This window comes from Saccharopolyspora sp. NPDC045839, from assembly GCF_056431645.1.
Map to the genome: position 1 here is coordinate 377,109 of NZ_JBWKKH010000002.1, position 17,991 is coordinate 395,099.

General features: G+C 66.3%; 20 protein-coding genes. 10 read left to right on the plus strand and 10 right to left on the minus strand.

From position 1 onward, the window contains the following. Positions 1 to 34: 34 nt before the first annotated feature. The 3 genes from AC07EQ_RS04725 to AC07EQ_RS04735 all read left to right on the plus strand — a co-directional run bounded on the left by AC07EQ_RS04725 (position 35) and on the right by AC07EQ_RS04735 (position 1,721). A complete protein-coding gene (locus tag AC07EQ_RS04725) occupies positions 35 to 361 on the plus strand; it encodes an ArsR/SmtB family transcription factor (RefSeq protein ID WP_478386571.1) in 327 nt (108 codons plus the stop codon). Then, positions 358 to 1,296 (plus strand): SRPBCC family protein, encoded by a 939-nt coding sequence (locus tag AC07EQ_RS04730; RefSeq protein WP_478386572.1) that lies wholly within the window; start codon positions 358 to 360, stop codon positions 1,294 to 1,296. Before AC07EQ_RS04725 ends, AC07EQ_RS04730 begins: the two co-directional genes overlap by 4 nt. Before the next feature lie 98 nt (positions 1,297 to 1,394). Next, on the plus strand, positions 1,395 to 1,721 hold the full coding sequence (locus AC07EQ_RS04735) for a putative quinol monooxygenase (protein ID WP_478386573.1): 327 nt from the start codon (positions 1,395 to 1,397) through the stop codon (positions 1,719 to 1,721). Between the two features lie 48 nt (positions 1,722 to 1,769). Here the strand turns inward: AC07EQ_RS04735 and AC07EQ_RS04740 are convergent, their stop codons facing one another. Beyond that, positions 1,770 to 2,471, minus strand: coding sequence for an alpha/beta fold hydrolase (locus AC07EQ_RS04740; protein WP_478386574.1), 702 nt, complete (start codon positions 2,469 to 2,471; stop codon positions 1,770 to 1,772). Positions 2,472 to 2,559: 88 nt separating this feature from the next. Here AC07EQ_RS04740 and AC07EQ_RS04745 point away from each other — a divergent pair, with 88 nt between their 5' ends. Beyond that, positions 2,560 to 3,345 carry an ArsR/SmtB family transcription factor gene (locus AC07EQ_RS04745; protein ID WP_478386746.1) on the plus strand — a complete coding sequence of 262 codons (786 nt, stop codon included), beginning with the start codon at positions 2,560 to 2,562 and terminating at the stop codon, positions 3,343 to 3,345. A 7-nt stretch (positions 3,346 to 3,352) separates the two neighbouring features. On the opposite strand, the gene AC07EQ_RS04750 is transcribed toward AC07EQ_RS04745, so the two are convergent. From AC07EQ_RS04750 to AC07EQ_RS04760, 3 genes are all read right to left on the minus strand, one after another. Continuing rightward, positions 3,353 to 3,826: a cupin domain-containing protein gene (locus AC07EQ_RS04750; RefSeq protein ID WP_478386575.1), complete on the minus strand. Its 474-nt coding sequence runs from the start codon at positions 3,824 to 3,826 to the stop codon at positions 3,353 to 3,355. Between the two features lie 63 nt (positions 3,827 to 3,889). After that, complete coding sequence (locus AC07EQ_RS04755) at positions 3,890 to 5,098, minus strand: cytochrome P450 (RefSeq protein WP_478386576.1); 1,209 nt, start codon at positions 5,096 to 5,098, stop codon at positions 3,890 to 3,892. Next, positions 5,098 to 6,213: a type III polyketide synthase gene (locus tag AC07EQ_RS04760; RefSeq protein WP_478386577.1), complete on the minus strand. Its 1,116-nt coding sequence runs from the start codon at positions 6,211 to 6,213 to the stop codon at positions 5,098 to 5,100. Before AC07EQ_RS04760 ends, AC07EQ_RS04755 begins: the two co-directional genes overlap by 1 nt. A gap of 958 nt (positions 6,214 to 7,171) precedes the next feature. Here AC07EQ_RS04760 and AC07EQ_RS04765 point away from each other — a divergent pair. Next, entirely contained in the window at positions 7,172 to 7,342 is a 171-nt protein-coding gene (locus tag AC07EQ_RS04765; protein ID WP_478386578.1) for a hypothetical protein, read from the plus strand. 561 nt (positions 7,343 to 7,903) lie between these two features. Here the strand turns inward: AC07EQ_RS04765 and AC07EQ_RS04770 are convergent. Both AC07EQ_RS04770 and AC07EQ_RS04775 read right to left on the minus strand, forming a co-directional pair. Further along, a complete protein-coding gene (locus AC07EQ_RS04770) occupies positions 7,904 to 8,383 on the minus strand; it encodes a riboflavin kinase (RefSeq protein WP_478386579.1) in 480 nt (159 codons plus the stop codon). A gap of 28 nt (positions 8,384 to 8,411) precedes the next feature. Then, positions 8,412 to 8,855, minus strand: a complete 444-nt coding sequence (locus AC07EQ_RS04775) for a hypothetical protein (RefSeq protein WP_478386580.1) — start codon at positions 8,853 to 8,855, stop codon at positions 8,412 to 8,414. Positions 8,856 to 9,028: 173 nt separating this feature from the next. Between AC07EQ_RS04775 and AC07EQ_RS04780 the strand changes: the two genes are divergently transcribed. From AC07EQ_RS04780 to AC07EQ_RS04795, 4 genes are all read left to right on the plus strand, one after another. Beyond that, on the plus strand, positions 9,029 to 9,409 hold the full coding sequence (locus tag AC07EQ_RS04780) for an ArsR/SmtB family transcription factor (protein WP_478386581.1): 381 nt from the start codon (positions 9,029 to 9,031) through the stop codon (positions 9,407 to 9,409). 104 nt (positions 9,410 to 9,513) lie between these two features. Continuing rightward, entirely contained in the window at positions 9,514 to 11,403 is a 1,890-nt protein-coding gene (locus AC07EQ_RS04785) for a cytochrome c oxidase assembly protein (RefSeq protein WP_478386582.1), read from the plus strand. A gap of 45 nt (positions 11,404 to 11,448) precedes the next feature. After that, on the plus strand, positions 11,449 to 11,667 hold the full coding sequence (locus AC07EQ_RS04790; protein WP_478386583.1) for a hypothetical protein: 219 nt from the start codon (positions 11,449 to 11,451) through the stop codon (positions 11,665 to 11,667). Then, positions 11,657 to 13,903 (plus strand): heavy metal translocating P-type ATPase, encoded by a 2,247-nt coding sequence (locus AC07EQ_RS04795; RefSeq protein WP_478386584.1) that lies wholly within the window; start codon positions 11,657 to 11,659, stop codon positions 13,901 to 13,903. The genes AC07EQ_RS04790 and AC07EQ_RS04795 overlap by 11 nt, the downstream gene beginning before the upstream one ends. A gap of 352 nt (positions 13,904 to 14,255) precedes the next feature. Here AC07EQ_RS04795 and AC07EQ_RS04800 read toward each other — a convergent pair whose 3' ends face one another. Then, a complete protein-coding gene (locus AC07EQ_RS04800) occupies positions 14,256 to 15,236 on the minus strand; it encodes an MFS transporter (protein ID WP_478386585.1) in 981 nt (326 codons plus the stop codon). Here AC07EQ_RS04800 and AC07EQ_RS04805 point away from each other — a divergent pair. After that, complete coding sequence (locus AC07EQ_RS04805) at positions 15,221 to 15,424, plus strand: CGNR zinc finger domain-containing protein (protein WP_478386586.1); 204 nt, start codon at positions 15,221 to 15,223, stop codon at positions 15,422 to 15,424. The genes AC07EQ_RS04800 and AC07EQ_RS04805 overlap by 16 nt on opposite strands. 13 nt (positions 15,425 to 15,437) lie before the next feature. Here AC07EQ_RS04805 and AC07EQ_RS04810 read toward each other — a convergent pair whose 3' ends face one another. The 3 genes from AC07EQ_RS04810 to trxA form a co-directional block, all read right to left on the minus strand. Further along, complete coding sequence (locus tag AC07EQ_RS04810) at positions 15,438 to 15,983, minus strand: TetR/AcrR family transcriptional regulator (protein WP_478386587.1); 546 nt, start codon at positions 15,981 to 15,983, stop codon at positions 15,438 to 15,440. Next, positions 15,967 to 17,457, minus strand: coding sequence for an FAD-dependent oxidoreductase (locus tag AC07EQ_RS04815; protein ID WP_478386588.1), 1,491 nt, complete (start codon positions 17,455 to 17,457; stop codon positions 15,967 to 15,969). Before AC07EQ_RS04815 ends, AC07EQ_RS04810 begins: the two co-directional genes overlap by 17 nt. Positions 17,458 to 17,655: 198 nt before the next feature. After that, positions 17,656 to 17,985, minus strand: a complete 330-nt coding sequence (gene trxA / locus AC07EQ_RS04820; RefSeq protein WP_478386589.1) for a thioredoxin — start codon at positions 17,983 to 17,985, stop codon at positions 17,656 to 17,658. Between the last annotated feature and the right edge of the window lie 6 nt (positions 17,986 to 17,991).

The window sequence follows — 17,991 nt, forward strand, 5'->3', positions numbered from 1 at the left end:
CGCAGGCATATTTCCGCTCAGCTATATTGACGAGGTGGCAAGCACCTTCGAAGTCCTGGCCGAACCGCACCGCCGGGACATCCTCGACCTGCTGCGCACCGGCGAACGAGCCGTCGGCGACCTCGTCGACCGCCTCCCGCTGAGCCAGCCCACGGTGTCCAAGCACCTCAAGGTGCTGCGCGAAGCAGGCCTGGTCGAAGTCCGCCAGGACGCCCAACGCCGCTGGTACCGGCTGCGTCCCGAGCCACTGGCCGAGATCGACGCCTGGCTGGCGCCCTACCGGCAGATGTGGCACGAACGCCTCGACGCCCTGCAACGCCACCTCGACGCCATGCCCGACCCGGAGGACACCCAGCCATGAACACCGACACGTCCGTCACGATGATCGGCGACCGCCCCGTCCTGCGCCTGCAACGACTGCTGCACCACCCGCCGGAGAAGGTGTGGCGCGCCATCACCGACCCCGCCGAGCTGACCCACTGGTTCCCGGCCCGCATCGACTTCGACCAACCCGTCCCGGGCACCAAGATGCGCTTCACCTTCGAAGGCTCCGACACCGCCGACGAAGGGGAGATCCTCGAAGCCGACCCGCCGAAGGTCTTCGCCTTCCGCTGGGACACCGACGTCATCCGCTGCGAACTGCTCCCACGCCCCGCAGGCTGCCTGCTGGTGTTCAGCCACGCGCTGCACGGTCCCGACAGCGACCGCCCATCGATCGCCCGCCACACCGCCGGCTGGGACGCCTGCCTCGACGGCCTCGCCGCCCGGCTCACCGGCACGACCGCCGAATTCTCCATGCAGACCTGGTTCGAACGCGCCGAGGCCTACATCGAGCAGTTCGGCCTCGGCGAAGGCGAACTGCACGAGACCGGCAACGGCCACGAGATCCGCTTCGAACGCGACTTCGTCCAGCCACCCCACGAGGTCTGGACGCTCATCACCGGCGACAGCAACCCCACCGCAGGCACCCAGCCCCCGCTGGAGAGCACCCACGGCTACGGCGAGGCCGGCGCACTCACCACCGTCGACGCCCCGAACACCCTGGAATACGCCTGGCAACCAGGCGGCACCGTCCGGTTCCAGCTCCGCGACCAGCACCCGATCGGCACCCGCCTCACGCTCACCCACACCCTGCCCGCCGCACAGGCCGCCGAACGGACCACCCTCCTCGCGGCATGGCAGGTCTACCTCGAAATCGTGTTCGCGGCCCTGCACGGCGACATCCGCTGCCCCTGGCCCGCAGACCGCACCGACCAGCTGCGCGAGCACTACGCGCAACACCTCGGCCTGGACTGAATCGAAGCCGACCAGCCCGAATCACCCCACGCACGGTTCCTTAGGATCATCGAGCCCGGCGGAAGCCGAGCACCACGACGCCCGAAGGAGTACCCGCGATGATCTTCATCACCGCCAAGTTCCGCATCCGGCCCGAACACGCCGACCGGTGGCCGGAGATCGCAGCCGAATTCACCAGGGCAACCCGCGCCGAGCCCGGCTGCCTGTGGTTCGACTGGTCCCGCAGCCTCGACGACCCGAACGAGTACGTCCTGGTCGAAGCCTTCCGCGACGACCAGGCCGGCGCCGCGCACGTCCAGTCCGAGCACTTCAAGCAGGCCCGGCAAACCCTCCCGCCGCACCTCGCCGAGACACCGCGGATCGTCAACGCGACCGTGGACCAGCAGGACTGGTCGCTGCTCGGCGAGATGGCCGTGCAGGACTGACCCGCTGTGGTGTCGTGCGTCCGAGCACGCACGACACCACAGCCGTCGTCACAGCGATCCCGCTAGATCGGCCAGCAGGGCGGCGACCAGATCCGGACGGGACCAGTTGGGGCAGTGCCCGGCCGGCAACTCCACGACCTCGACCGCGTCCCACTCGAGCGAACCCGACACCAGCTCCGGCATCCGGTCGGCCGCGCCCCGCACGAAGGTCGCCGGCACCTCCCGCCACGCCGCCGCCCGCACACCCTGCGCACTGATCACCGGATTGCTGGGCCGCAGCAACGAAATCGCCTCCTCGGCCCGCGCCGCGGAGCAGTCGTGGAACAACGCCTCCCGCGCGGAATCCGCCGTCAGCTCCAGCAAGCCATCCACCCGCCACCGCACCGCCTCCCGCGCCCCGGGCCCAACAACAGGCGGGGGAGCGAGATCGGCCAGGCTTTGCCCGGCATCAGGCATCGCACCGGCGAGGTACACCAACCGCCGCACAGCCGGATGCCCTGCACCTGCCTCCGTGATCACCGCACCGCCGTAGGAGTGCCCGCACAGCACCACCGGTTCGGCCACCGCGTCCAGGAGCTCCCGAACCTGAGCGGCATCGTCGTGCAGATCACCGGCCGCATCGCGGATGCCGCCGAGCCCGCTGGGCAGATCCGCGACCGAGCACGCGATACCCACGCCCTCCAGATCCGCGACGACATCGCGCCACGACCAGGGCCCCAGGAAACTGCCGTGCACCAGCACCACAGCCATACCGGGAGCCTACCGGCCATCCTTTGACATGCAGCCGACAGGCTGCCTATATTCCCGCAGCCAACCGGCTGCACTTTTGGTAGGTGAGATGGACGACGTGTTCAAAGCACTGGCCGACCCCAACCGTCGCCAACTGCTCGACAACCTGAACGCGCACAACGGCCAAACCCTGCGCGAACTGTGCAGCGGCCTCGACATGGCCCGGCAATCCGTGAGCAAGCACCTCGCAGTGCTCGAAGCCGCCAACCTCGTCACCACCGTGCGACGCGGCCGCGAAAAACTCCACTACCTCAACGCCGAACCGATCAACGCCATCACCGAACGCTGGATCAACCAGTACGACCGACAACGCATCCGCGCACTCGCAGACCTCAAAACCGCACTGGAGCAACCCGTGAACAACCCTGAATTCGTCTACACGACCTACATCAACACCACGCCGCAACGGCTCTGGCAAGCCCTCACCGACCCCGCCTTCACCCGCTGCTACTGGGGCCTGACCATCGACACCGACTGGCAACCCGGCTCCACCATGACCTGGCACGTACCCGGCACCACGATCACCGACCCCGCCCAGGTCGTCCTCGAAGCCGAACCCCACCGCAAGCTCGCCTACACCTGGCACACCTTCACCACGCAATGGGCCGAAGGCAGCGGCATCGACGACGACACGCTCACCACGATCGCCGCCGAACCCCGCTCGAAGGTCACCTTCGAGATCGAACCCCTCGGCGACATCGTCAAACTCACCGTGATCCACGACGGCTTCGAACCGGACAGCACCGTCCTCACCATGATCACCCAAGGCTGGCCCGCCCTGCTCTCCAGCCTCAAAACCCTGCTGGAAACCGGCGAAGCACTACCCGACGCCTAACCGCACCTCACACATCGAACCGCAACGGCGTCAACTGCTCGATGTCATGACGCCGACGCAACTCCGCCACCGCCACATCATCCACGCCACCCGGAGCCTCCAGGATCTCCAACAACTCCTCGAAGTACCGCTCATGATGCGACGGCGGCGACGACTGGAAGAACATCCGCGCCGCAACCTCACCACGATTGGCGAACGCATGCGGACACCCCGGCGGCACGAACATGACACTGCCCGGACCAGCACGACAAACCCGCTGCCCCGACTCGCCCTCCCACTCCGACCAGCTGTCCCCACCACGCACGACCGGCTCGAACGCCAACAGCTCCAGCTCACCCTCCAGCACGTAGAACAACTCCTCGCTGGAGGCGTGCACATGCGCACCGACGTCGAAACCCGGCGGCACCACCACCTCGAAACTCGACGCCGCCGACGAATGCGCCCCCGTGACCTTGAACGTCACGTCCTGCGCACCCGTCACGATCCGCTTCCCATCACCAGGCGGAACGACCAAACCCTGCATCAGCGCTGAACCTTCCCCGAATCACCAGGTCACCGGCAGACCGACCGGGCCACGGATCATCACGTCCTCCCGCCACCGGACCTCCTCCGGCGGCACCGCCAACCGAAGCCGGGGGAGACGCTCCACCAAACCACCCAGCAGCACCTGCGACTCCATCCGCGCCAACAACGGCCCCACGCAGTAATGCGGCCCATGCCCGAACGCCACGTGCGGAATCTCCGCACGCCCCAGATCGAACCGCTCCGGATCGGGAAAGACCTCCGGATCCCAGTTCGCCGTCACGTACGAGACGTGCACGACATCCCCGGCCCGAATCCGAACACCCCGGATCACCACGTCCTCGGTGGCCACCCGCGGCTGCCCGACACCGCGCTTGTGCGGGATGAAACGCAGCAGCTCCTCCACCGCATGCGGAACCAGCCCGGGCTCGGCCACCAATCGATCCCGCAAACCCGGCTCCGTCAACAGCACGTACACCATGTTCGAGCTGTTGTAGCGAACCGCGTGCCACCCGTTCAGCGACACCAGCATCACCAGCGCGCCCAGCTCCTCGTCATCGATCTCGCCACGATCGCGCGCAGCACCCAGCACCGTCAGCAGATCATCACCCGACTCCTGGCGGCGCCGCGCCACCAACTTGTGGAAGTACGCGTACAACTCGTCCTTGATCCGACCGTTGCGAGCCACCTCCGACTCGTCGCGCGCCATGCTCAGCAACGTCTCCGAGCACCACATCAACCACGGCCGATCGTCCTCCGGAACACCCACGACCTCACCGATCATCGCCATCGGAAAGGGCGCCACCACGTGCTCCACCAGATCGGCCGGCGGCCCCGCGCTGACCAACGCCGCAATCCGCTCGGCCACCACCTGCTCGGCGCGCGCCCGCAACCGCTCGACGTTGCGCTGCGCGAAGACCTTCGCCGCCACCCGCCGGATCCGCGCATGCCCCGGCGGATCCGCATAGCTCACCGCCCGGTCCAACGGGATGACGTGCTTCGTCATCCGCGGGAACGGCTGGCCCGCGATCGCCGCCCGGCTGAACCTCGGATCCGAGGTGACGAACTTGACGTCCTCGTACCGCGTCACCAGCCACGCCTCACCCGACCCGAACTGCATCCGGATCCGCGCCACCGGCTCGTCCCGCAAGAACGCGGCCAGATCCGGATCGAACCCCACCCCGGCGATGTTCGGCGGCACGTAGCTCCGCACCGGACACCGATCAGACATCAGCGACCTCCCAACGGACGCGCAACCGCCATCTGCTCACCGCGGGGACGCACGATCGTAGGCTCCGGCGCCGAAATCCAACTGCCGACGGCCATCTCCGCACTGATGCCCGGGCCGAAACCAGCGATCAACCCACGCGCCCGATCGGGCACCGAACCCTCGTCGAACATCCGCAGCAGCGCATCGAGCACGACGCCGCTGGCGATGTTCCCGTACTCCGTGAGCGTCGCCCGGCTGTACCGGAACGCCACCGGCGGCACTCCCAAGAACTTCGTCAGATCGTCGAGGATCCGCGGCCCACCCGCATGGATGATGTAGAAGTCCAGCCCCGCGACATCCCACCGATGCCGATCCGCCAATGCACGAAGCGCCGGCGCCAGCGGCTCCATCGTCGTCGGCACCCGCTTGTCCAACCGGAAGTGGAAGCCGGTGGCCTTCACCTGGTAGGAAATCCAGTCCTCGGTATCCGGGATCATCGCCGCGGCATTGCGCTCCAGCAGAACCCCGCTACCGCCGGAACCCCGCACCACGGCGGCCGCGACGGCATCGCCGAACAACCCGTTCGACAGCAACGAACCGATGTCGTGGTCGTCGGGCTGGTAGCACAGCGAGCAGAACTCGCAGGCGACGATCAGCGCGTTCAAGTCGGGGTAGGCGGTGCAGAAGTCGTGCGCGCGGTTGATCGCCGCGCCACCTGCGGCGCACCCGAGCTGCGCGATCGGCAGCTGCCGCGTGTCGTGGCGGAACCCCATCGAGTTGATCAGCCACGAGGTCATCGACGGCATCATGAACCCGGTGCACGACACGTACACCAGCAGATCGATGTCCTCGGCCCGCAACCCGGAATTGGCCAGCGCCCGGGACACGACGGCCGGCACGCGCAGCTTGGCCTGCTCCTCGTAGATCCTGTTGCGCACCTCGAACCCCGGGTGCTCCAACGTTTCCGAGATCGGCCGGACGAGGTGGCGCTTGCGGACCCCGGTGTTGCCGATCAACCGCAGGGCGAGGGGGAGTTGCGGGTGATCGGCGTGGACTCGACGGGCGTGCTCAAGAGTTTCCTCCACCGTGATGACGTGCTCGGGAACCGCAACCGCCGGTCTGCACAGAACTGCCACCGATGCCTCCAGACGTACGAGCAGACCTGCTGCGAAGCGAATTGGTCGGCACTCATCATCCGGTGCGGTGGGAGGAATGGTCGTCCATGCAGGGCCGTTTCCCCCGGCATAGCCACTGATGGGAGGACGCGACGGTGTTGAGTGACCAACTCACGTGAAAGTTGTTCGCGCCCAACGTGTTTCCGGATCCAGCAACACGATTCGACTTTGAGGACAAGGGGAGTGGGGCGACTCCGTCGCACAAGCCATCAACCCATTGCGATGTGTCCATCTCTAGGGTGTTGATCTCGGACGGGACACCGAGGGGAGAGGCGGCCGATTCCGGCGGTCCGGCGCAGCTTTTCTCGCTGGCGCACAACTGGCGAGTCAGACTCGCGGGTGTGCGACCAAGCATGCACTCGAAGCCAGGAGCCGCCTTTCCGTCGCTCGGGATACCGAGGCGTTGATGAGCGCGGCGGACTCGGTGTGCAGTCAGGTCGCGCGATAACGCGCCCGGGACGTGGCCGGAGGCCGGGGTGGCGGTCGGGGCACCTCGCAAACGCATTACTTAACATAATGTACATTATCGGCGTTTAATCGACCTGCAGAGACGGCGGCCAGAAGGGCCTGTTCTTTCGGGTTTTCACGCCTTGTCGCATCCGGCTTCGACGCCAGGTGCCGACGAGCCGGACAACGCGCCTGGCGACCGGCGACGCCGACTGGCTGACTCGTCGGCGCCAGCTGACATCGCGTCGAGCGCTGAGCGCGATATCGACCATGGGATTGCGCCGTGAGCCGAGTTGACGTTGGTCGACGTGTGCCGTGAGGCTCCGTCGCCGCAGCCGGCTTGTGGAGCGCCGAGTTTGGCCGGCTGATGGTGTCGGATGCCGACGAAGGCTCTCCGGTCGCCCATCCGGCTCGATCTACCAGGTCTCGGCCCCCCTCCGCCTATTAACGTCACTGTGACAAAATTATGTAGGTGGAACGGGACGTCCAACTGCGGGCCATCATCGAAGCAATCCGCCGGATCATGATCCACATGATTCGCGGCGGGCCGAGCCAGATCCGCCGGGCGCGTCATGTGGAACGATCTGGCCTGATGATTCGGCCGGTCGGCAAGGCGCGTGGTGTGCCGATGCGGAGCCGTTGAACGTGCGGACCGCGAGAGAGCCGATCGGCCTGGGTGCGCGACCATCAATCCCCCGGGAAGGGCTCCGGCTCTCTCCTCGCGCCACATCTCCATTTGATGGATAATCAACATTATCCATCAAATGGAGAAACAGCGAAGCCTGTTTGCTGCGCTTGAAGCCTTGTGTGGCTTCCTGGGCTCAGCAGTACTGCCACTGTGCGCACTCCCGTGCCTTTTCTGCGGTGCCAACAGCTCCCCCGCCGAATCACGTTTGCCCCCTTGCGTGAGCTCATAATTCGTCGACGCGACGGCGTACTAAGCGAATCCGCCGTCGCACTCGCTGCCGAAGGTCCAGCACTCGAAGGGGCGATAGCCGACATAGCGGCGCAACATGGTGCGCACGAGGCCCCGTTCCCCGATTCGGTCGGCGGAGACGTTCTCACCCGCGGCAACGATGCGACCGCACACGTCCGCGCCCTGGATTCATCTCAGCGATTCTCATTGTTCAGACCTCCGGGCTCGTCGCCTGCGAGTGCCTGCCGATGTGCTTTCTGCATCGGACGATCTCGCTTGGGGCGATATCTATGCGAAATGCGGCCTGGCCACGTCTCCGGCTGTGGTGGGACTGCTAGTGCAGCCGACCACAGCATCCGGTGCTGCCTCCTCGGCGGCACCGGACGTGCCGGGTGCCTGGGCGAGTAGGGCGCGTGTGCGGCGCACGTCGTCACGGATGAGATCGACGAGCGCGGACGTCGAGGAGCAGGCGACCTGTCCGCGCAGCAGGTCGGTGGGTTCCACGCTGATGTGGCGTCCGTACAGGTCGCCGTCGAAGTCCAGCAGGTGTACCTCGGCGAGGTGGACCGAGTTGGCGTCGTAGTAGGTGGGGCGGGTGCCGACGGAAACGGTCGCCGGCCACGTGCCCCAGCCGGGGACGGCCGCGCAGGCTGCCCATACGCCGTCGTGTTCCGTTCCGCGCGGCATGCGCAGGTTCGCGGTCGGGAAGCCCAGCAGGCGACCGCATGCGTCGCCGTGCTCGACGACGCCCTGGATGACGATGCTCATGGGAATCTTCTCCTCCCGGCTTCAGTGCTCACCGCGCAGCCGACCCTCGGGCAGGTGCGTCTCGGATCCAGACCCCGACAAACGCCGACATCAGCCTCCGCGGGACAGCCAAGACCAGCGTCCGCGTCGCCTTCGTGATCGCCGATGCCTCCCGCACACGTTGCGGCAGGTCGATGTCAGCGACGACTCCCCGGCCGAACTCGGCGTACTGGTCGGGGTCGATGACGATCTGGCCGCCGAAGCAACTCGGATCCGCGACGGGATCACCGCCATCCATCCTGCCGTCGAACGAGCCCTCAGACTGTGCTTCACCTATGCCGCAGTGGTGAAGCCCCTGGCTCGCTGTGGCGGCCCCGATCAGCCTGGCCAAAACCAGCCGCCGCGGGTTGATCTCGATCGCAACCAAGCACGCGCCCGGCATGGGCGCCCGGCTCGTCAACGAGCTGTTGCCGGTCCTGGCCGAGCGGGCCATGGTCGTTCCTGGCGCCGCTGTGGCCGACATGGCCCTGCCCCGGTTGGCCGAGGTCCTGAAGAACGTGTTGGAGCGACGCAAAGCGCTCGGCCGAGGCCCTGACCTATGCCTGGCATCGGGGTCAGGACCGCCGCCCTGATCGGATTAAGCCCCCAGGGAGGTATCATCGCCGTATGGCGATGAAAATGAAGTCTGCGCAATCTGATGTTGCCGTCGTGGAAGTTGACGCGATGGTCCCTGCTGCTTCCCTGTTCCATAGCTTCAGTGACCCGTCTCGGCTGGTGATCTTGCACCATCTGCAGCTGAGTGAGCACCGTGTGGTTGACCTCGTGAAGCATCTCGGACTCTCGCAGAGCACGGTGTCGAAGCACCTGACGTGCCTCAAGGACACCGACATGGTGACATCGCGGCCGCAGGGGCGGGCCTCGGTCTACTCCCTCAAGCATCCGGAAGCACTGGTCGAGCTGCTCGCGGCCGCGGAGAAGATGCTGGCGCTGACCGGCGACGCCGTGACCTTGTGCCCACTGCACGGGAAAGACGTCGTCACGAGCTGATTCTGGCACCACATGCGGTGACGAGCTCGATCTCCGCCGCGAAGCTCTGGCGTGCCCGCACTAAGGACCGGGAGGTCAGCGGACTGCTCACGCCGTGAAATCAGGTGAGCGACGAGAAGGCAGGTTCAGGCACGGTGACAAGCGAGACGCATACAGAGCGAACGGTCGTGCGCAGCGGCGAAGGGCATGCCTCCCGACGTTGGGCATTGGATGCCAGAAAAGTGCGGCGCAGCGCCGTTGCGGTGGCCTTCAGCGCGACCGTCGGGTTGTTCATCGCGGTCGCGATTCCCCTGTCGACGACCGTCTTACTTGGCCCTGACTCCTTTGAACGAGTTCTTCTCGGTTTCCCTGGCTTGGCGACTACTGTGACCACGACGGTCTTGCTGGTGGGCGCCGAGTTGTCGGCGCTGGTGACCGTCGGGGCGCTCATCTACTGCCTGTTCCTGCGGGAGGCAGGTGCGAAAGCAACGCAGGTCGTCGACCTCAACATCGAGAACGCAGTTCTGAAGGCGGCATCGGGCGCTTGGGCCACCTTCTCCGGCGGACTGGTCGTATTCACCGCCTTCGACACCAATGGGCTGTCCATCGCTCGGCTCGCCGACCCGAACGAGCTCCCGAACTTGTGGGCGGTGACGGACGCACCAAGGGCTTGGACCGTGACCTTCCTCGCCGCCCTGATCGTGTTGTGCTCGGCTTTCTACGGGTGGCGGTGGACAGGACTGCTGATTCCGCTGTGGGCCTCCGCCTTCGGCGTGCTCGCCCCAGTAGTGACCGGGCAGGCCCTCGTCGGCCCCTCGCACGACCTCGGCAGCGATGCTGCCGTGTTCCAAACCCTCGCCGTGACCGCATTGTTCGGCGTGCTGCTCGTCGCCCTGATCCGAGTTGCCTCGGGTAGGTTCGTCCCAGGTGAGACGCTGCATCGCCTCGCCCGTCTCGCCTCAGTCGCGTTTCCCGTGATCGTGGCCACCGATGTCGTCGTGGCCGCGTTCAAGATTTCCGGTACGGGCCTGCTGAATTCGCTCACCGGCAAGTTCATCATTGCTAGATGGGGTGCTTTGGCGGTTCTGCTCGCCGTGGCGGGGTACTGCTGGATCTTGCGCCGACGGGGCCAGTTGCGCGACTCTCGGATCGCCCAGCTGCTCACGATCTCAGGTCTGGCCATTGTCGGGTGGGTCGGGATCAGCGTGGCAATGACACGGGAGCCACCGCCGCAGTTCTTCGCCCCGACCAGCATCCAACAGGTCTTCCTCGGCTTCGACGTACCGGACTCCCCTACCCTCGAGGTCCTGTTCACGCAGTGGCGGCCCAACATCCTCTTCGCGGGTATCGCGGCTGTCGCCATCGCGGTTTACCTGATCTCGGTTCGTGTCGTGCGCCGACGCGGCGACCCCTGGCCGGCCGGACGCACCGCCACCTGGTGCCTCGGCTGGGTCCTGGTGGTCTATGCGACCAGTTCAGGCTTCGGGAAGTACTCGGCTCCCGACTTCGGCGTGCACATGGCCGTGCACATGACCCTGAACATGCTTGCTCCCGCGATCCTCTCCCTCGGCGGGGTTCTCACCCTGCTGCTCCGCGCCACGAGCAGGAAGCGACAGTTCGCCGGGGTGCACGACTGGATCACCTGGATCATGCACTGGCCGTTCACGCGACTCGTCTACCACCCGCTGCTGGTGTTCGCCTTGTTCGCCGGCTCCTACTACGGCCTCTACCTCACGCCAATCTTCGAGACGCTGATGCCCTTCCACTGGGGCCATCAACTGATGAACCTGCACTTCCTCATCGTGGGGTATCTCTTCTTCAGCCTGGTGATCGGCGTCGACCGACCACCAAGAGCGCTGCCGCACATCGGAAAGCTCGGCTACGTGCTGGTCGCGATGCCCTTCCACGCCTTGTTCGGTGTCGTCGTCATGCAGGGCAGCAGGAGCGGGATGCTCATCGCCGAGGACTTCTACCGCCGCCTCGACCTGCCCTGGACCGATCTCATCGCCGCCTAGCAGATGGGTGGTGGGGTCGCGTGGGCCGGCGGTGAGGTCCCACTGATGATCGTCGTGATCGTCCTTGGCATCCAATGGGCCAGGCAGGACGCACGTGAGGCCCCTCGCAAAGACCGACACATGGACGCCGGGACCGACACCGAGTTCGACGACTACAACGCCATGCTCGCCCGCCTGGCCCAGCACCAGCCGACCCGGCCGCAACGCGTGTCACCAGCATCGAATTCCAGCAGCGGCGAGGAAGCCCCAACGAATGAGCACTGACACCACCGAAACCGCTGTGGAACTCGACGTTTCTGGCATGACCTGCGCTGCTTGCGCTGTTCGGGTCGAGCGCACGCTGAACAAGATGGACGGCGTGCACGCCTCGGTGAACTACGCGACCGAAGGCGCCGTCATCACCGGATTGCCCGCCGACGATGTCGATCTGGCCATCGGCCGGATCGAGAAGGCCGGATACGGGGCTCGGCTGAGAGACGGCGCCGATGACACCTGGTCGCAGCGCGCCACCGAGACACGCATCACTTCGCTGCGCCGCAGGCTCATCGCGGCTGCGCTGCTGACGGTGCCGCTGATGGACATCACCATCATCCTCGCCCTCGTGCCCGAGTGGCGGTTCCCGCACTGGCAGTCGGTGTGCGTGCTTCTAGCACTGCCGATCGTCACCTGGGCAGCATGGCCTTTCCACCGCGCCACCGTTCGAGGACTGCGCCGCGGACAGGTCAGCATGGACACCCTCGTCTCCCTGGGTATCGCCGCCTCCTACGGGTGGGCAGTGGCGACTCTGCTCTTCGGCCCCTCATCTGGCGAGGATGGCTATTGGCTCGGGTTCGGTGCCATCCCCGCAGGAGCGGACTCGATCTATCTGGATGTTGCCGCTGGCATGACCACCCTCCAGCTGGCCGGCCGCTACTTCGAGATCCGCTCGCGCAGGAAGGCCGGTCACGTCCTCAGCGCCCTCAACGCCTTAGCCGCCACCCACGTGCGCGTCCTGAATGGAGCAACCGAGTCCATCCGGCCCGCCTCGCAGCTACGCGTCGGTGACATATTCGTTGTGTTGCCAGGCGAGATCATTCCCGCCGACGGCACCGTGGTGGCCGGCGCCGCCGCGGTCGATACCAGCATGATGACCGGCGAACCCATGCCACTCGCCGTTAGCCCCGGGGCCGAAGTAACCGGAGGCACGATCAGTACCGATGGGCGCCTCGAAGTCACCGCGACCTCCGTCGGGGCGCACACCCGACTGGCACAGATGGCATATCTGACCGAGCAGGCCCAAGCCCGCAAAGCCCGCGTACAGGCGCTGGTCGACCGTGTCACCACGTGGTTCGTCCCCGCGGTGATCGCTCTGGCCATCCTCGTAGGAATCGGCTGGAGCCTCGGCGGGCTCCCCACGCAGGAAGCTCTCGGCAATGCGATCAGCGTGCTCATCATCGCCTGCCCCTGCGCGCTGGGGCTGGCCACCCCGACCGCGCTCATGGTCGGAATCGGCCGCGGTGCGATCCACGGCATCCTCATCAAGGGCCACGACGCACTCGAAGCCAGCGGCACCATCACCACCGTCGTGCTCGACAAGACCGGCACCCTGACGACCGGACAGATGACCGTCACAGAAGTCACCGCCTGCGGCATCAGCGAACGCGAACTCCTCACGCTGGCAGCTTCGGTCGAGCAAGGCTCCGAACACGCCATCGCCCGGGCCATCGAACACGCCGCCGAGTATGCCGACTTACCACTCTTGCCACTGTCAGACTTCACAGCAATGCCCGGTCTGGGAGCGCAGGCCCAGATTGACGGCAGCGACATACTCGTCGGCAGCCCGGGCCTCGCCGAGTCCCGCGCAATCGACATCACCACCGACGCCGCTCACGCGATCTCCAACGCGGAACAGGTCGGCCACACCACTGTGGTCATCGCCCGCGACAACGTGCTGGTCGGAGTGCTCGCCATCAGCGACCGCATCAAGCCCGACGCCGAGCAGGCAGTGAGCGACCTGCACGCCCAAGGACTCGAGACGATCCTCCTCACCGGCGACTCATCCCAAGCCGCCGAGCGCATTGCTTCCGAGCTCGGCATCGGCGAGGTCCGGAGCCGGGTCAAACCCGACCAGAAGGCCGGAGCCATCGCCGAACTCCAAAGGCAGGGTAAGAGGGTGGCGATGGTCGGCGACGGCATCAACGACTCCGTCGGCCTGGCCACTGCCGATCTCGGCATGGCCGTCGTCACTGGTTCCGATATCGCCTTGAAAGCCGCGGACATCATCCTCGTTCGCGACCGACTCATGGCGATCCCCGAAGCGCTCGTGCTCTCCCGCAAGACCCTGCGCACGATCCGCGTGAACCTCATCTGGGCGTTCGGCTACAACATCGCAGCCATCCCCATCGCCGCCGCCGGTCTGCTCAACCCCCTCATCGCAGCCGCCGCGATGAGTCTGTCCTCAGTCCTCGTCGTAACCAACAGCCTCCGGCTGCAAAATACCCGGCTCGTGACACCGCAGTGACCAAATCTCATCCTCAGCCCAGCGCGGACAGAGCACGACGGCGGATCAGCGTCGTCATAGCGATCACCGCTACCTGGAACGTCATGGCGCGTATAGACGGCAACAGAAGAAGGGTGATCCGCCGAAATTGATCACGGCTGGCGCTCTTACACCGGCCGCCAGTCTGATCCACAGCTTCAGTGATCCGGCCGGGGTTCATCTATGAGCGCCTGCAGCTCGGCCTGTCCCAGTGTTCCTTCTGGCGAGGACAGTCCAGCCGCCGTGTATCGACATGCATAAGGCGGGGCGCAGTCCAGGTGGGCGCTGAGGTTCCGCCACCCGCACCGCCACGCACAACGAGGTTGGAAAAATCTCAATCACACAGGGGTTTTCCGGCTGGTTCGGCGACGGCGCTGTGTTGCTCCGGCCCAGCAGTCGGTCGTGCACTGAGTGTGACGAGGGCAAGTATCCCTGCTACGACAAGCAAACTGGCCGCGACAAACATCGCGGTGCTGTACCCGGCCACGAGGTTAGCCTCAATTCCGAGAGTGGTGTTCTCGGGCTTGGCGGAGGTGGTTGCGGCGATTCCGGCCAGTACCGCCAGGCCGAGGGCAACGCCGATTTGCTGGGCCGAGTTGAGCAGGGCCGAGACGCTCCCGGACCTGTCCGGTTCGACGCGGTAGACCGCCGCCTGAATGAGTGCCAGGATGCCTAGCCCGAATCCGAGTGCGATCACGAACATTGCGGGTGCCAGGTGCAGCCAGTAGCTCGTATCGACAGCGATCGTGGAGAGCCAGAATGCGGCTAGGGCGCTGAGCAGCGCGCCGACTCCGGCGACGAAGCGCGGGGCGATCCACTGCAGCAGCTTCGGGGCGCCTCCGGTGCCGAGCACGATCCCTGCTGCGAACGGCAGCCAGGCCGCACCGGTCTGCATCGGATTCAACTGCTGCACCTTCTGCAGGTAAAGGGTGATGATGTAGAGCGTTCCCATGGGGCCGATGGCGAGTAGCAACACGCTGGCGTAGGCACCGGTGCGGTTGCGGTCCTGGAACAGGCTCAGCGGGACCAGCGGACTACGACTCCGGGCCTGGGCGGCAATGAAGACCGCGAGAAGCACAGCCGCCGTACCGACCAGAGTGAGTGAGAGTGGGTCGGTGAACCCATCCTCGCCGAAGCGCGTGATGGCGTAGACGAGGGCGATCATGCCGCCCGTGCCCAGGACCGCGCCCGTGATGCCGAGGTAGCCCTGGTGACGGTCTGCGCTGACCAGGGTACGGCTGCCGAGGAGTACGAGCAGGCCGATCGGGACGTTGATGAAGAACACCCACCGCCAGCCGAGTGCACCAGCCAGCACACCACCGAGACGAAGTCGCAGATCAGCTGGAGCTGCTGACTGTCGGCCTGGTCGGCCTGGCCGGCCGCGCAGGGCTACCTGCAGTTGCTGGCGACGTCGGCAAGAACGGCACCCGTCGCTGGCGCTCGATGGCCACCTGCGGCAACCGATCCAAGGCGGCCCGGCACTACGCCCGGGCGAACCGATGAACGTTGTGTGCGGTCAGCCGGCGGCCATCGACGTCGCCACCGGCTTGACCCTGGCGAACGCGGCGCCGCCCTCGTCCACCGAGGCGATCTTTGCCCCGTCGAGGAGCGCCAGGAGGATCTGGGCGACTTCGACGCGTTCGGCACGACTCGGCCGGGTCACGTTCTGCTCGAAGTAGTCCAGCACGAACGCCCGGTGCTCGGCGAGGATCTCCTTCGCGCGACTGCTGGGGTCGAGGTGCTCGGCAGCCGCGTTGAGGAAGTGGCAGCCCTGGTAGCCGTCCTGGTCGCAGGCGGCCGCTGCGTGGTCGAAGACCGCCGCGACCCGCGCCGGTCCGGACTCGGTCTCGTCGCCGAAGCGCTGCAGCTCGTCGCGCACCCGGTCCGCTTCGCGCTGGAGGTAGGCCTCCACGAGCTCGTTCTTCGACCGGAAGTGCGCGTACAGGCTGGCCTTCGCCACCTTGGCCTCCGCGATCACCCGATCCACGCCGACCGCCCGCACGCCGTGGGCGTAGAAGAGCCGGGCGGCGGTGTCCAGGATCCGATCACGCGCCGCTGACACACTTGCTGCTTTTTGCATAAACTACACCGTAACAGACAGGTCTGTCTGCCTCATTGGTGCCGCACCGCGAGCGGCCGGCGTCGATGACGGTCGCCCCGGCCTTATGTACGGAGTCGAGCTCGTGCCATTGGACGGTGCGTGAAATGCCGGTCGCCAGGTTGTCGGCGATCAGGCCGGCCATGACGACCGGGTCCTTGGCGGAGCCGTAGGGCGGCGCGTAGGCCAGCTCGATGTCGGCAAGCTCCGGGGCGGTCAGACCGCCTGCCATGGCCGTGGCGATAACGTCGATGCGCTTGTCGACGCCCTCCGCCCCTACCGCCTGAGCGCCCAGGATGCGCAGGTCAGCCGGGTCGAAGAGCACCTTCAAAGCAATCGTGGAAGCACCCGGATAGTAGCTGGCGTGCGAACCGGGGTGCAGATGGACGGCCTGATAGGGCAACGCCGCCGCGCGCAGTCGTTTCTCGTTCCAGCCGGTGGCAGCCGCGGTCATCCCGAAGACCTGGACGACGGCGGTGCCAGCGGAGGCGCGGGCAGTCACCGGCCGCCCGGCGATCGCATCGGCGACCAACCTGCCGTGCCGGTTGGCGAGGTTGGCGAGGGGGATCAAGGTTTCCTCGCCGGTCAACGCATCCTGCTTCTGCGCGGCGTCGCCCACGGCGTAGATGTCCGGATCGCTGGTGCGGCCGGTGGCGTCGACGGCAATGCCGCCGCGTTCCCCGATCTCCAGGCCCGCCGCGTGGGCGATGCCGGTTTCGGGCCGCACGCCGATCGCCAGCAGGACCACATCGGCGGGCAGTTCGCGCCCGTCAGCGAGGACAACCGACCGGTGGCGCACTTCAGCAAGGGAGGTGCCCAGCTCCACCTGGACTCCCTGGGCACGCAGCTCGGCAGTGAGCGGCGCCGCCATCTCGGGATCCAGCAGCGGCAGCACCTGCCCAGCCAGCTCGACGAGATGGACGTCCAGGCCTTGGTGACGCAGGTTCTCGGCAGCCTCTACTCCGATGAAGCCGCCACCGACAACGACGGCCGACCCGGCGCCGGTATCGAGGGCATGCACCACGCGGTCGGCGTCGCTGACGTCCCGCAGCGTCAAGGCCCGCTCGATGCCGGGCAGATCAGGTACGTAGGGGCGCGCACCTGGGCTTAGGACGAGCTGGTCGTAGACCTCCTCGTATTCCAGTCCGTTCTCCAGATCCCGCACATGCACGGATCTGAGCCCGCGGTCGACCGCCGTGACCTCGTGCCGTACCCGCACATCGAGTCCGAACCGGGCGCGCAGCGACTCGGGACTCTGCACCAGCAGCGCGTCCCGCTCGGTGATGACCTCGCCCAGGTAGTACGGCAGGCCGCAGTTGGTGTAGCTGACGTGCGGACCGCGCTCCAGGACCACGACCTCCGCCTCCTCGTCCAGGCGCCGCATCCGGGTGGCGGCGGACATACCGCCGGCCACACCTCCGACAATCACGATCTTCATGCAGGTTCCCATCGGTGAGGACAGCTCGGATCTCGAATGCCGCCAGGCATCGAGGCATCCCTGGAGGTATTGCTTCGCTTAAAGCCAAGAAGGAGCGCACAGCGATGGCTGGCGGCGCTGACTGCTCCTTAGAGGCGGCAGCTGGTTACCGGCCTCGAAGGAGCCATGTCATTGATGTGCAGACGGCCACCGGGAGCCTCACCCGAGGAAGGACTTGAGCTCGCCTTCGATGGCCTCCTTCGGCAGGGCGCCGACGATGGACTTGGCAACCTTGCCCTTGTGGAAGACCAGCATTGTCGGGATCGACATGATCTTGTACCGCACGGCGAGGTCCCGGTTCTCATCGATGTTGACCTTGACGACGGTCAGGGCATCGGAGTGCTCTTCGGCGATGGCATCCAGCACGGGGGCGATCATGCGGCACGGCCCGCACCAGGCCGCCCAGAAGTCAACCAGGACGGGCTTGTCACTGGTCAAGACCTGCTCTTCGAAATCAGCGCTGGTGGCGGTCACGGTTGCATTGGACATAGCGTG

Coding starts and splice junctions, on each gene's coding strand:
- AC07EQ_RS04795 (WP_478386584.1), top strand. CDS start 11,657: ATGAGCACTGACACCACCGAAACCGCTGTGGAACTCGACGTTTCTGGC.
- AC07EQ_RS04775 (WP_478386580.1), bottom strand. CDS start 8,855: ATGGCCCGCTCGGCCAGGACCGGCAACAGCTCGTTGACGAGCCGGGCG.
- AC07EQ_RS04815 (WP_478386588.1), bottom strand. CDS start 17,457: ATGAAGATCGTGATTGTCGGAGGTGTGGCCGGCGGTATGTCCGCCGCC.
- trxA (WP_478386589.1), bottom strand. CDS start 17,985: ATGTCCAATGCAACCGTGACCGCCACCAGCGCTGATTTCGAAGAGCAG.
- AC07EQ_RS04735 (WP_478386573.1), top strand. CDS start 1,395: ATGATCTTCATCACCGCCAAGTTCCGCATCCGGCCCGAACACGCCGAC.
- AC07EQ_RS04780 (WP_478386581.1), top strand. CDS start 9,029: ATGGCGATGAAAATGAAGTCTGCGCAATCTGATGTTGCCGTCGTGGAA.
- AC07EQ_RS04755 (WP_478386576.1), bottom strand. CDS start 5,098: ATGTCTGATCGGTGTCCGGTGCGGAGCTACGTGCCGCCGAACATCGCC.
- AC07EQ_RS04740 (WP_478386574.1), bottom strand. CDS start 2,471: ATGGCTGTGGTGCTGGTGCACGGCAGTTTCCTGGGGCCCTGGTCGTGG.
- AC07EQ_RS04790 (WP_478386583.1), top strand. CDS start 11,449: ATGATCGTCGTGATCGTCCTTGGCATCCAATGGGCCAGGCAGGACGCA.
- AC07EQ_RS04730 (WP_478386572.1), top strand. CDS start 358: ATGAACACCGACACGTCCGTCACGATGATCGGCGACCGCCCCGTCCTG.
- AC07EQ_RS04770 (WP_478386579.1), bottom strand. CDS start 8,383: ATGAGCATCGTCATCCAGGGCGTCGTCGAGCACGGCGACGCATGCGGT.
- AC07EQ_RS04745 (WP_478386746.1), top strand. CDS start 2,560: ATGGACGACGTGTTCAAAGCACTGGCCGACCCCAACCGTCGCCAACTG.